Origin of the sequence: Nocardia carnea, from assembly GCF_029868855.1 — a bacterium.
GTDB lineage: Bacteria > Actinomycetota > Actinomycetes > Mycobacteriales > Mycobacteriaceae > Nocardia > Nocardia carnea_A.
Genome location: NZ_JARWOV010000293.1, coordinates 1 through 13,093, shown reverse-complemented (window position 1 = coordinate 13,093; position 13,093 = coordinate 1). Strand labels below are relative to the sequence as shown.

12 protein-coding genes and 1 pseudogene are annotated in these 13,093 nt (G+C 68.0%); 8 read left to right on the top strand and 5 right to left on the bottom strand.

Features of this window, described 5'->3' with window-relative positions; all coding sequences use genetic code 11:
- Nucleotides 1–368 precede the first annotated feature (368 nt).
- Nucleotides 369–2,117, bottom strand: coding sequence for an aa3-type cytochrome oxidase subunit I (gene ctaD, locus QH195_RS30440; RefSeq protein WP_280424205.1), 1,749 nt, complete (start codon nt 2,115–2,117; stop codon nt 369–371).
- 416 nt (nt 2,118–2,533) lie between these two features.
- On the opposite strand from ctaD, the gene QH195_RS30435 reads away from it, so the two are divergent.
- From QH195_RS30435 to QH195_RS30420, 4 genes are all read left to right on the top strand, one after another.
- Entirely contained in the window at nt 2,534–3,625 is a 1,092-nt protein-coding gene (locus tag QH195_RS30435) for an ABC transporter substrate-binding protein (RefSeq protein WP_280437914.1), read from the top strand.
- A gap of 192 nt (nt 3,626–3,817) precedes the next feature.
- Nucleotides 3,818–4,039, top strand: a complete 222-nt coding sequence (locus tag QH195_RS30430) for a hypothetical protein (RefSeq protein ID WP_280424207.1) — start codon at nt 3,818–3,820, stop codon at nt 4,037–4,039.
- Between the two features lie 170 nt (nt 4,040–4,209).
- Complete coding sequence (gene nrdF, locus QH195_RS30425; RefSeq protein WP_033241225.1) at nt 4,210–5,172, top strand: class 1b ribonucleoside-diphosphate reductase subunit beta; 963 nt, start codon at nt 4,210–4,212, stop codon at nt 5,170–5,172.
- A 110-nt stretch (nt 5,173–5,282) separates the two neighbouring features.
- The gene (locus QH195_RS30420; protein WP_280437913.1) at nt 5,283–5,726 is read left to right on the top strand and encodes a nitroreductase family deazaflavin-dependent oxidoreductase; all 444 of its coding nucleotides are present in this window, start codon (nt 5,283–5,285) and stop codon (nt 5,724–5,726) included.
- A 57-nt stretch (nt 5,727–5,783) separates the two neighbouring features.
- Here QH195_RS30420 and QH195_RS30415 read toward each other — a convergent pair whose 3' ends face one another.
- On the bottom strand, nt 5,784–6,290 hold the full coding sequence (locus QH195_RS30415; RefSeq protein WP_280437912.1) for a nuclear transport factor 2 family protein: 507 nt from the start codon (nt 6,288–6,290) through the stop codon (nt 5,784–5,786).
- Nucleotides 6,291–6,398: 108 nt separating this feature from the next.
- Nucleotides 6,399–7,268 (bottom strand): helix-turn-helix domain-containing protein, encoded by an 870-nt coding sequence (locus QH195_RS30410; protein ID WP_280437911.1) that lies wholly within the window; start codon nt 7,266–7,268, stop codon nt 6,399–6,401.
- 263 nt (nt 7,269–7,531) lie between these two features.
- Between QH195_RS30410 and QH195_RS30405 the strand changes: the two genes are divergently transcribed.
- From QH195_RS30405 to QH195_RS30395, 3 genes are all read left to right on the top strand, one after another.
- Nucleotides 7,532–8,554, top strand: coding sequence for a zinc-dependent alcohol dehydrogenase family protein (locus QH195_RS30405; RefSeq protein WP_280437910.1), 1,023 nt, complete (start codon nt 7,532–7,534; stop codon nt 8,552–8,554).
- A 38-nt stretch (nt 8,555–8,592) separates the two neighbouring features.
- Complete coding sequence (locus QH195_RS30400) at nt 8,593–8,988, top strand: (R)-mandelonitrile lyase (RefSeq protein ID WP_280437909.1); 396 nt, start codon at nt 8,593–8,595, stop codon at nt 8,986–8,988.
- Nucleotides 8,989–9,256: 268 nt separating this feature from the next.
- The gene (locus QH195_RS30395) at nt 9,257–10,156 is read left to right on the top strand and encodes a hypothetical protein (protein ID WP_280437908.1); all 900 of its coding nucleotides are present in this window, start codon (nt 9,257–9,259) and stop codon (nt 10,154–10,156) included.
- 27 nt (nt 10,157–10,183) lie between these two features.
- On the opposite strand, the pseudogene QH195_RS35315 reads toward QH195_RS30395, so the two are convergent.
- A pseudogene (locus tag QH195_RS35315) lies at nt 10,184–10,336 on the bottom strand (hypothetical protein); the annotation flags it as partial.
- A 67-nt stretch (nt 10,337–10,403) separates the two neighbouring features.
- Nucleotides 10,404–11,009 carry a TetR/AcrR family transcriptional regulator gene (locus QH195_RS30390; RefSeq protein ID WP_280437907.1) on the bottom strand — a complete coding sequence of 202 codons (606 nt, stop codon included), beginning with the start codon at nt 11,007–11,009 and terminating at the stop codon, nt 10,404–10,406.
- A 152-nt stretch (nt 11,010–11,161) separates the two neighbouring features.
- On the opposite strand from QH195_RS30390, the gene QH195_RS30385 reads away from it, so the two are divergent.
- Nucleotides 11,162–13,018: an ABC-F family ATP-binding cassette domain-containing protein gene (locus tag QH195_RS30385; protein WP_280437906.1), complete on the top strand. Its 1,857-nt coding sequence runs from the start codon at nt 11,162–11,164 to the stop codon at nt 13,016–13,018.
- Nucleotides 13,019–13,093 lie beyond the last annotated feature (75 nt).

The following is a 13,093-nucleotide window of genomic DNA, read 5'->3' as shown; positions in this document are numbered from 1 at the left end:
CCCCCCCCGGGGGGGGCGGCCCGGGGGGGGGGCCCCGCGGGGGGGGCCCCCCCCAACCCCCCCCCCCCCTCCTTCTGGGGGGCCCCCCCCCCGGGCGCCCCGGGGTTCGGGCCCCTTGGTCTCGTTCTTCGCCCTCCGCTTCGCTCCCCCGCTCCGTCGCTTCAGAACGAGACGGGCCCCGAACCATTGAGGTGGGCGAATCGGGAGGCACTGCGCCGCGTCGGCGGACCCGAGACTGTGCGGGGCCCTCCACAATCTAAGCGTCCGGCCCCCGGCCCGCTGCCGACGACCCCTCGATTCCGGGACCGGAAACACAGCGCGCCCGCCGACCTGGGCCGACGGGCGCATCTGTGTATTGCGGGAGCGGGTCAGGATTTGACCAGCTTTTTCTCCACTTCGGGATCGTGGTGTTTGGCTCCACCGTTGAACCCGACGTGCGCTTCCTTGCGCATCCGCTCGATCATATGCGGGTAGTGCAGTTCGAAAGCGGGACGTTCGGACCGGATCCGCGGCAGTTCGTAGAAGTTGTGCCGCGGCGGCGGGCAGGTGGTGGCCCATTCCAGCGAGTTGCCGTAGCCCCACGGGTCGTCCACCGTCACCACCTCGCCGTAGCGGTAGCTCTTGAAGACGTTCCACAGGAACGGCAGCATCGAGGCGCCGAGGATGAAGGCACCGATGGTGGAGACGGTGTTCAGCGTGGTGAACCCGTCCCCGGCCTGGTAGTCGGCGTAGCGGCGGGGCATACCTTCGGCGCCCAGCCAGTGCTGCACCAGGAAGGTGAGGTGGAAGCCGAGGAACGTGGTCCAGAAATGCCACTTCGCGAGACGTTCGTCCAGCATGCGGCCGGTCATCTTCGGGAACCAGAAGTAGATACCGGCGTAGGTGGCGAACACGATGGTGCCGAAGAGCACGTAGTGGAAGTGCGCGACCACGAAGTAGGAGTCGGTGACGTGGAAGTCCAGCGGCGGGCTGGCCAGGATGACACCGGACAGACCACCGAACAGGAAGGTGACGAGGAAGCCCACCGAGAACAACATCGGTGATTCGAACGTCAATTGCCCCTTCCACATGGTGCCGATCCAGTTGAAGAACTTCACACCGGTCGGGACCGCGATCAAGAAGGTCATGAACGAGAAGTACGGCAGCAGCACCGCGCCGGTGGCGTACATGTGGTGCGCCCACACGGCGATGGACAGGGCCGCGATACCGAGGGTCGCGTAGACCAGGGTGGTGTAGCCGAAGATCGGTTTACGGCTGAACACCGGGAAGATCTCGGAGACGATGCCGAAGAACGGCAGCGCGATGATGTACACCTCGGGGTGGCCGAAGAACCAGAACAGATGCTGGTAGAGCAGGATGCCGCCGGTCCCGGGATCGTAGATGTGACCGCCCAGGTGGCGGTCGTAGGCCAGACCCATCAGGGCGGCGGTCAGCAGCGGGAACGCGAGCAGCACCAGCACGCTGGTGACGGCGATGTTCCAGGTGAAGATGGGCATCCGGAACATGGTCATACCCGGAGCGCGCAGGCAGACCACGGTCGTCAGCATGTTCACACCACCGAGGATGGTGCCCAGACCGGAGACGGCCAGGCCCATGATCCACAGGTCGGTGCCCACACCCGGCGAATGCAGGATATCGGTGAGCGGCACGTATGCCGTCCAGCCGAAGTCCGCGGCACCGCCCGGGGTGACGAAGCCCGCGGTCGCCATGGTCGCGCCGAACGCGTACAGCCAGTAGCTGAAGGCGTTCAGTCGCGGGAAGGCGACGTCGGGGGCGCCGATCTGCAGCGGCAGGATGATGTTGGCGAAACCGAACACGATCGCGGTCGCGTAGAACAGCAGCATGATCGTGCCGTGCATGGTGAACAGCTGGTTGAACTGCTCGGGCGAAAGGAACTGCAGGCCCGGGCGGGCGAGCTCACCACGCATCATCAGCGCCATCAGGCCACCGATGAGGAAGAACGCCATCGAGGTGGTCAAGTACATGACGCCCAGGACCTTCGGGTCCGTGGTTGTCACCGCCTTGTATATGAACGACCCCTTCGGCCCCAATCGTGCCGGAAATGGCCGAGTCGCTTCCACCCCCTGCGGGACTGGCTTGGGCTCTACGGCAGTCACTGATCCTCCTGAAGGTGCCTTTAGGGTCGCTCCGCAGGCTCCACTGTTTGCCCGCTGCCCCGTCGCGCGGGACAGCCAACGGTTAGCTTGCGCTTCTCGAATCGTAAACCGTCCGCCGAGCGGCGACCGAACGGGTCCTACTCTGTGTCGTACTACCGGCTCACCGGGCGTCGTACTACCGGCTCACCGGGCGTCGTACGACCGGACCGCCGAGTCCCGTGCACCGGCCCACCCGGTCGCGATACCGGCGGCCCGCACCGTGCTGTGCAACTGCCCGGCGGCACCCACCCGCACCCGCACGACCTGCCCGTCCGCAGGCCCGCACCGTCCGGGGCGACCTGCCACGGCGATCGGGCCGCGGTCGGCGGCAGGCGCTGGCGCGCAGTGAATCCCGGTGGGCATGTACCCTTCCCGGCATGCCGGTGAGCCCTGCTGTCCGTACCCCAGCCGTGCGCAAACCCCGGACCTCCACCCGGGTGCGCCGCGCCCACCGGTCCGTGGGCGCCGCGCTCGCCTGTATCGCGGTGGCGGTGGCCGGATGTGCGAGCCAACCCGATAACTCGGCGTCGATCGTCCGCACCACCACCAAGATCGCCGGCGCGGGTGTGGTCGGAATCGAGCGGGACACCACGCAGGCCTGCTCGCTGCCCACCCCCGCCGACCCGGCCGATGGATCCACCCGGACCGTCCGGCACGCCTCGGGTGAATCACGGGTTCCGGCCGATCCGCAGCGCATCGTGGTCCTCGGCACGTCCGCGCTCGATGCCACCTGTGCCGTCGGCCTGTGGGAGCGGGTCGTCGGCGCGACCACCGTGCCCGGTCCGGCGCCGCAGCCGGGTTATCTGGGATACGGAGTGCTGGAGATTCCCGGCGTGGGTGTCGCCACCGACCCCGACCCGGCACTCATCGCCCAGCTGAACCCCGACCTCATCATCGGCGAGGTACCGGCCGGGCGGGCCGGCTACGCCGCCCTGAGCGATATCGCCCCGACGGTCCTGATCGGCACGGACAAGACCTGGGAGGAACAGTTCAGCGCTTTCGCGGGTGCCATGGGTCGGGCCGCGGCCGGACGCGAGGCGCTGGACAACTACCGGACCGAGGCCGCCGATACCGGTAAGTCGATCAACGCGGCGTTCACCGAGGCGTCCCTGGTCCGGTTCACCGCCACCGGCAGCGAGATCATGGGCAGCGAAACCTTCGCGGCGCAGGTCCTCGCCGATACCGGTGCGCAACGGCCGACCGCGCAGCGGGACGAATCGGAACCGCTCGACGAGTCCGATCCCGTCGCCGCCGAGGGCGATCTCATCTATGTCATGTTCGCCGGACCGGAGGGCCAGGAGCACGGCGAATCGGTGATGCGCTCGTCGGAGTGGAAAGAACTGGGCGCGGCCACCGACGGCCGTACCTTCGTGGTCGACGACGCGCTCTGGCACACCACCGGTCTGACCTCGGCGCGCGCGGTACTCACCGATATCCGGGACAGCCTCAACTCCTACGTGATGGAGTGATCCGCCGCCGGGACCGATCTCGGCCCACCCCGGCGGTCAGCCGCCTGTCGGCCGACCTCCGGGCATCTGAACCGGCGGCCTTCCCGGGCCCGCCGTACCGGTCGCCGAACACCCCCGTTCGCGACCTCCCCGAGACCATCTCGGAACACTGAAATCGCAGGTGAGAGCCTCTGATGCCGGTACCGTCGAAGTATGGGCGCCGGCGGTGATCGCTCACTCGGTTACCGATTGAGTATCGGGATCGCCATCGGACTGGCGATCGGGGTCCCGCTCGGTCTCGCGGTCCTCGGCAATCTGGCCTTGGGGGTGGGTCTCGGTATCGGATTCGGTCTGGCCTTCGGCCTGGCCATGTCACCGTCCTCTTCGGGCGACGACGGATCCGGCGGCCGGCACAAACCCCCCGGCGACGACTGAAGTAGGCTCGGCGCCTGCGGTCGCCGATGCGCCGAAGTCCCAGCTCTCCCTAGCGTATTCGACGCGCAAAACACAAGTTCTGGTGCCGCTCGGTGATTCGACCCCCAAGGGGTAGTGTTACGGCACGCGCAGGGTTGTCGTCGGATTCGTGGGAAGGGTGTGGAAACAGCATGAAGCTCATCGATCGGGTTTCGGCCATCAACTGGAATCGGGTACCCGACGAGAAGGATGCCGAGGTCTGGGATCGGCTCACCGGTAACTTCTGGCTCCCCGAGAAGGTCCCGGTATCCAACGACATCCCGTCCTGGGCCACCCTCACCGCGGACGAGAAACAGCTCACCATGCGGGTGTTCACAGGGCTCACCCTGCTGGACACCATCCAGGGCACGGTCGGCGCGGTCAGCCTCATCCCCGATGCGCTGACCCCGCACGAAGAGGCGGTGCTCACCAATATCGCGTTCATGGAATCGGTGCACGCCAAGAGCTACAGCTCGATCTTCTCCACGCTGTGCTCCACTCGTGAGATCGACGATGCCTTCCGCTGGTCGGAGGAGAACCGCAACCTCCAGCGCAAGGCGGAGATCGTCCTCGACTACTACCGCGGCGACGATCCGCTCAAGCGCAAGGTCGCCTCGACGCTGCTCGAGAGCTTCCTGTTCTACTCCGGCTTCTACCTGCCGATGCACTGGTCGTCGCGGGCCAAGCTCACCAATACCGCCGATATGATCCGCCTGATCATCCGTGACGAGGCGGTGCACGGGTACTACATCGGCTACAAGTACCAGCGCGGCCTCGAGCAGGTCACCCAGGCCGAGCGCGACGAGCTCAAGAACTACACCTTCGAACTGCTGTTCGAGCTGTACGACAACGAGGTCGAGTACACCCAGGACCTCTACGACGAGGTCGGGCTCACCGAGGACGTCAAGAAGTTCCTCCGCTACAACGCCAACAAGGCGCTGATGAACCTCGGCTACGAGGGGCTGTTCCCGAAGGACGAAACCGAGGTCAACCCCGCGATTCTGTCCGCGCTGTCCCCGAATGCCGACGAGAACCACGATTTCTTCTCCGGCTCGGGCTCCAGCTATGTGATCGGCAAAGCGGTCAACACCGAGGACGACGACTGGGACTTCTGACCGGGCGGCAGCTGTCGGCCGGAACCGCTACGCTGCCGTAGCGAGCCACATCGGGTGGCTCGCTATCGGTTCGGGGCGCGGATACGGCGTCCGAGGTGGAGGAGCGCACGATGGCAGGCGACAACGTCAAGATTCCCGTCTGGCTGAAACCGATGAACCGGGCGATGGTTGCCGTCAGCCGCGTAGGTGTCGCGCTGCCGATGGCTTTGCTCACCGTGCCGGGCCGGAAATCGGGTAAGCCCCGCACCACACCGGTGACACCGTTCGAATACAACGGCGCCGAATACGTTCTCGGCGGTATTCCCGGTGCGGACTGGGTGAAGAACGTCCAGGTCGCCGATACCGCGGAGCTGAAGGTCGGACGGCGTAAGCGCACGGTGCGCCTGGTGGAGATCCCGGCGGCCGACAGCGAACCGGTGCTGCGGGAGTTCCCGCGGCTGGTTCCCACCGGGGTACCGGTGATGATCAAGTCCGGGGTCGTGACCAGCGACGATCCCGACGAGTTCGCCGCCCTGGCCGGCCGGTGCACGCTCTTCCGTATCGAGGACGCCTGAGCCGTAACTGCCTCGGTGGCCGCACTCGTGCAGTCCCCGGCACCAGCGCTCCGGACGCTACTGGGTGACCCGGCAGCCGTCGTCGACCGGCCGCGTGATCGACCAATACTGTTCGAAGCGGCAGGCGGCGATCTTCCACCGGCCGTCCTCGACAACGTATTCGTCGTCGTACTCGCCGGTCATCACCGTTTCGGTGTTCTCGATCAGGTTCACTTGACGGAATTTCAGCGTCCACTTCCCGGACGCGTGCTCCGCGTCGTGGACGGTGATTTCGGGATGGGTCCCGTGGTGCATATCGAGGATCACGTTCTTCCCGTCGACCTTCTGCAAGGCGACCTTCTCGAATACCGCCGCCATACCGTCGGCATCGAACGAGCCGAGCACCCCGTAGTCGACCGCGGCACCCGCGGCGGCGAAGCATTCCCGGAAAGCCTTCGGGTCCTTGGCATCACACGCACGCAGATACCGGTGTTTGAGCGCCTTGATCGCCTCGACCGCCTCCAATCGCGCAACCCGCTGCGCCAGGTCGGTTTCCTCGGGTTGCGGTAGCGGTACAGGCGACATACGTGCGCTCCTCGTACAGGGTTTCGGCCGGCCGGGGCCGGCGGTTCGGTCCTCGCGGGAGTGTATCTCCGCGTCTCGGCGCCGGCCTGTCCGCGCGCACACGCAACGCTATTCGGTGCGGGCATCGAGCGTCCGCGACCAGGACGCGAGGATCTGCAGGCGCTGGGCCGACGGTGAACCGGGCTCCGGGGTGTAGATCATGAGGATGAGGCCGGGTTCGGCGGTGATGGCGAGTTCCTCGTAGGCCAGAACCAGTTCGCCCACTTCCGGGTGGTGGAAACGTTTGGTGCCCGACCCGTGGGTCCGGACATCGTGTGTGCCCCAGAGCCGGCGGAAAGTGTCGCTGCACGTGGACAATTCGCCGACGAGCTCTTGCAGGCCGCGGTCGTGCGGATCGCGGCCGGCTTCGGTGCGCATGATCGCCACGCACATCTCGGCGAACAGGTCCCAATCCGGATAGAAGTCGTGGGCGGCGGGGTCGAGGAACTGGAAGCGCGCCAGGTTGGGCGTGCGCCCGGCGGAACCCAGTAGCGGGGAGTAGAACGCGCGACCGAGTTCGTTGGTCACCAGGAGGTCCTGCTGCGGGTTGCGGACGAAGGCGACGGCGTCGCGGATGCTGTCCACCGCCCACTGCAGGCTCGGACGGGTGGCGGCGGGTTTGGTGGCGCGGCGGCGGAGGCGTCCGGAGGTGGGGATTCCGTCCGCGGCGCGGGCGAGGTCGAGCAGGTGGGCCCGCTCGGTGTCGTCGAGTTGCAGGGCCCGGGAGATGGCGTCGAGTACCGACGCCGAAGCGCCCGCGATCGCGCCGCGTTCCAGTTTGGCGTAGTACTCGACGCTGACCCCGGCCAGTGCCGCCACTTCCGAGCGGCGCAGACCGGGCACCCGGCGGTTCGGGGCCGCCGGCAGTCCGGCGCGCTCCGGGGTGATCTTCGCGCGCCGCGACACGAGAAACTCGCGCACTTCCTCCCGGTTACCCATACCCCCAGCGTAGGGCGGTGTCGCCGGAGCTGGGGTGCCCTGCCGGTACACGTCTCGAGGGAGACTCCCCGGATCGCCGCGATCGGGGTTGACTGGGCACTACCCCGAGCGGCCGCGGCAGGCACCGGCCCGGCGAATCACCGAGCAGCCGCGTCCACCGTCGTATGCGTGGTCTCCGCCGTGTCACGCCGCAGCGTGGTGCCGTACGGCGGCAGCCGGCCGGACGGACGATCTCTGGAACACAGGCAAAGGAGAACCTGACAATGCGTGGAGTCATCATGTACGCCCCCGGCGATGTGCGGGTCGAACAGCGCGCCGACCCGGAGATCGTCGAACCCACCGACGCGGTGATCCGGATCGCCGCCACGTGTATCTGCGGGTCGGATCTGTGGCCCTACCGGGGCGTCGAGCAGTTGGCCGGGCCCGCGCCGATGGGGCACGAATACATCGGCGTGGTCGAAGAGGTCGGTGCGGAGGTACGCGATCTCGCGATCGGTGATTTCGTGGTGGGGTCGTTCTTCGCCTCCGACAACACCTGCGAGATCTGCCGGGCCGGCTATCAGAGCCGCTGCGTGCACAACGTACCGATCGGTTCGATCGGCACCCAGGCCGAGCGGGCCCGTATCCCGCTCGCCGACGGCACCCTGGTCCGGGTACCCGGCGAACCGACCGCTGCGCAGTACCCGAGCCTGCTCGCGGCCTCCGATGTGCTCGGGACCGGCTGGTTCGCCGCCGTGGCCGCCGAGGTCGGGCCCGGTAAGACCGTCGTGGTCGTCGGCGACGGGGCGGTGGGGTTGCTCGCCGTCCTGGCGGCGAAACAACTCGGCGCCGACCGCATCATCGCCATGAGTCGCCACGCCGACCGCCAAGCCCTGGCCCGCACATTCGGCGCCACCGATATCGTCGAGGAACGCGGTAAGGCGGGCGTGGCGAGAATCAAGGAACTCACCGGCGGGCTCGGCGCGCATTCGACCATCGAGGCGGTCGGCACCCAGGAGTCGATGATGCAGGCCATCCGCGCGACCCGGCCCGGCGGCCACGTCGGCTACGTCGGCGTCACCCACGATGTGCAACTGGACGGGATGCAGCTGTTCTTCTCCGGCGTGCACCTGCACGGCGGGCCCGCCCCGGTACGCCACTTCCTGCCCGATCTGATCGATCTCATCGTCCGCGGCGAAATCGACCCCGGCGAGGTCTTCGACCTCACCCTCCCGCTCGACCAGGCCGCCGAGGGGTACCGCGCGATGGACGAACGCCGCGCCACCAAGGTCCTGCTGACCGTCTGACCCGGCACCACCTCCGACGACCTCTCCAGGAGAATCCTGTGGACACTCTGGGTAAACCACCGACGACCGAAGCACCCGCCGATATCTTCACCGGCCCCGTCCGGTTCGACACCATCTACCGCGGTGAAGAGCCTTCCAGGGCGCGACTCAATGCGGTGCACTTCGGGCCCGGCGCCCGCACGAACTGGCATACCCACGCCCTGGGCCAAGCCCTGCATGTCACCGAAGGCATCGCACTGGTCGTGACCCGCGGCGGCGAAGTGGCGGTTCTGCACCCTGGCGATACCGTCTGGTGCCCACCCGGCGAGGAGCACTGGCACGGCGCCGGACCGGACCATTTCATGACTCATCTCGCGCTCTGGGAAGGCGACGATGTCGTGTGGGCCGAACCGGTCACCGCCGCCGACTACAACCGGGCCGCCGCCCATCTCTGACGACCCGCCTCTCCCGAACGGGAGATACCGCGGTTCGGGACCGAATCCGGCCGGGCACCGACCTATCCCTGGTCCGGCGAACGGGCACGCCGTACAGTTACCGCTCGAATACACCTGTCGCTCACCGCGACTGGTGGAAACGAACGGGGGGATGTCATTGCGTCGCTCGGAGCTCGCCTGGAGTCCTGTCGGATCGAGCGCGGATCTCGGCCGGCCATCGCCGGCAAGCCGATACCGTCGCGGACTCGCGGCGGTGTACGTACTTCTGGTGGCAATGACCGCCCTGGCGGTCGGCGCGTGTCAGAGCGACAGCGACGCCGCCGCGGTCGACCCGATCTGGTTCGATGCGGCGACGACGGATGAGCAGAACTGGGAGTTGATGCGGCGTATCCGGGCGGTCGATCCGTGTGCCCTGGTGCCGCGGTCGGCCCTCGAGGAGCACGGGACAGTACGCGAAGTGCGTTCGGGGACTGCGATGATCGCCGGCTGCCGGGCGACGTTGGAGGGTGAATCCGCGCCCCTCGAGCTCACCTGGACGCTGGCGCGGACGCCGGGCGGGAGCGCGATCGACGAACACCGCCGGGTCGGTGATGTCACGGTCGAGATCCTCGGCCCCGACGGCAAGGGGTCGAGTAACGAGGTCAACGCCTGCTGGGTCACCGCACAGTTCCCGTCCATGACCCAGATCCTGCTGAGCGTGAAAGGCCCGCCCGCCGTCGACACCTGCGCCATCGGCGACGCACTGATCGACACTCCGATCGCCCGGCTACCGGCGAGCCCGCCCTACGGCACCTCACCCGATTCGGCACGAAGTGTGCTCACCGGCGCCGACCCCTGCGAGATCCTCCCGGAAATCGGCGCAACTCCCACGCTGCCCGTAGCGGAGAACCAAGTGGTCCACCTCTGCCGTGCCGGATCGGGCCAGGGGCTGACGATCGGATACGAGTACCAGGTCGAGAAAGATGTGCTGCAGGACGAGATCATCACACTCGGCGACCGGCAGGTGTACGTGGCCCACTTCGGCAACAACGAGCAGATCGCGTACACATTCGTGGTCGGCCCACCGGTGGCCGGCAATGCGGTACCCACGGTGACCGTCCTCGGCAGCGATCGATCGTCCGTGGAACGCGCGCGCGACGCCTTGCTCGAGAAGTACCCCGCACCCTGATCACGGCGCACGGCCGGGGGTGGACCATCACCTCCCGCCCGCCGGCAGTATCGACGCACCGGCCCGCACCGCGTCCCGATCGGTGCCGGCCGTCCGCGTCGGCGCACGCGACAGCCGGGTTCGCCGGGCGGCGTGCTCACAGAACAGGCCGGGAAAATCGGCCGACACTCCGGGAGGAGGGCCGGTGGTGGCGGCGGGTGAGGCAACCCCATCGCCGCCTCCGGTGTCGACCGGGTTTCAGCACGCACTACTGCGGTGTCGTGAAGGCTCCGGCCCGGCCGGCGAGTGCGGCGGCGTGGGCCGCACGGTCGGGGAGGGTGGGATCCGGTGGAGTGCGGAGCAATACGAGCTGGTGATAGAGGGGTGCGGTGGCGTTGACGAGCAGGGCGCGAGGATCGGTGCGGGGTGGGAGTTCGCCGCGCCGGATGGCTCGTTCGACGATGATCTCGGATTGGGTGTAGCGGTCCTCCCAGAGTTGTTGCAGCGCGCCGGCCGCATCTTCCGAGCGGAACGACACCGCGACCAGCGCGGCCGCGATCGAGGGCTGCTCGGTGAAGGACTCCTGTATTTCCGCGTTCAGGGCCGCCAGGTCCCCGCGTAGCGAGCCGGTGTCGCGGGGATGCCAGTCGATATCGGCGGCTGCGGCGAAAAGGTCGGCGATGAGGCCGCCGATATCGCGCCAGCGGCGGTACACCGTGGTGCGGTGCACACCGGCGCGGGCGGCGACGGTATCGACGGTGAGGGCGTCGTAGCCGTGTTCGGTGAGTTCCGCGCGCACGGCGTCGAGGACCTGCTCGCGGATACGGGCGGTGCGGCCGCCGGGGCGGGGACGGGGTGGGGCGGATGAGTTCATCGTCGGTATCCGGTTGCTCGAATGGGTGGTGCCGTGGCATCATCCTAATGCAACTGTTGTCGCACTAGTGAGGGTGCCGATGTTCTTCCGAAGTGTTTCCCCGGTCCTGCGGTCGTCGATGGCCGCGTCCTCGAATACTTCGGAGTTCCTGTATGCCCACTCAGATCACCGCACTCGCGGTCAGCAAATACTTCCGGGGCCGGCCGGTTCTCGACGCGGTCACGTGCTCGCTCGGCGCGGGTGAACGCACCGGGATCGTCGGGGAGAACGGATCCGGTAAATCCACGCTGCTCCGCCTGTTCGCCGGGCGGGAGCAACCCGATCAGGGCGAGATCATCGTCGATACCGAGGGCGGTATCGGCTATCTCGCCCAGGACGAACAGCTACCGCCGCAGCTGACGGTGCAGCAGATCATCGACCGGGCGTTGAGCGCTCTGCGCCGGATCGAGACACGGATGCGCCGGCTGGAGGCCGAGATGGCCGCGGGCAACGACTCCGGGCTGTCCGAATACGGCGACCTGACCAACCTTTTCGAACTGCGTGGCGGCTACGACGCCGACGCCCGGGTGGAACGAGCCCTGCACGGGCTCGGACTGGGGCTGGTTTCCCGCGAACGCACCGTCGCCGGACTGTCCGGCGGCGAACAGGTCCGCCTGCGACTGGCGGCCCTGCTCGCGGCAGCACCCGAGGTACTGCTCTTGGACGAGCCCACGAACCACCTCGACGACGACGCTCTGACCTGGCTGGAAGAGCATCTGCGGGCCCGCCGGGGGACAACGGTGGCGGTCTCGCACGACCGGATCTTCCTCGAGCGGGTGAGCACCACCCTGCTGGAGGTCGACGCGGATCGCCGCTGCGTCACCCGCTACGGCAACGGTTACCGCGGTTTCCTGGCCGAGAAGGCCGCGGCACGGCAGCGGTGGGCGCAGGCGTACACGCAGTGGCAGTCCGAAACCGAACGGCTACGCGAAACCATCGCGACCACGGCGCGCCGGGTGGCGCCGGGCCGGGCGATGAGGGACAACAACAAGATGGCCTACGACCGGGCCGGCGGGCGCGTGCAGCAGTCGCTGGCCGGCCGGGTCCGCAATGCCGAGGAACGGCTGCGCCGCTTACTGGACGACCCCGTGCCGCCGCCTCCGGAACCGTTGCGGTTCACCGCAACCCCGTGGGCGCCCGCGGGCCGGAGCAGCGCACCGGACAAACATCCCGGCATCACACCCGAAGCGCCGGACCGCGCGGTGCTCGACGAGAGATCGGACACCGAACTCCAGCGGACCCGCAGCCAAATATCCGAGCGGACACGCGGCGACGCCGACGAGAAGGCCCAGAGCATCAGGCGCGGTTACGCGCAGGACGACGGGCTCGGCGACGCACAGAACCGGGGCGACCGTACGCACGGCAACGCACCCGCCGGTACCGAGAGAACCGTCCCCGGCGGGCCACGCACGGCGGTGCTCCATGCCACCGATATCAGCGTCGCGAACAGGTTGGCTCCCACGAGTGTCGCCGTCGCGGCGGGTGAGCGACTGCTGGTCACCGGCCCGAACGGCGCCGGTAAGACCACCTTGCTGCGTGTGCTGGCCGGGGAACTCGAACCGGACTGCGGAACGGTCACTCGTCGCGGCCATATCGGTTATCTCGCACAGGAACCCCGGAGCGGCGATCCCGGCAGCACCCTGCCGGCCGCTTTCGCGCACGGCCGGCCGGGCGAGGCAGACGAGCACGCCGAGCGGCTGCTGGCGCTGGGACTGTTCACCCGCGCCCAGCTCACGACCCGGGTCGGCGAACTGTCCACCGGGCAGCGGCAGCGGCTGGCGCTGGCCCGGCTGGTCACCGAGCCGACGGCCGCGCTACTGCTCGACGAACCCACCAACCACCTCTCTCCCGCCCTCGTCGAAGATCTGGAAACCGCCCTGACCCACTACACGGGCGCACTGGTGATCGTCAGCCACGACCGCCGGCTGCGCAGCCCGTGGCGGGGTGCCCGCCAGGCTCTGCGGGCTTAGGCGCCCCCGGCAGTTTACTGATGGCGGAGCCGAAAAAACTAAGACACGATACACATAACCAAGGAGTATCCGCAA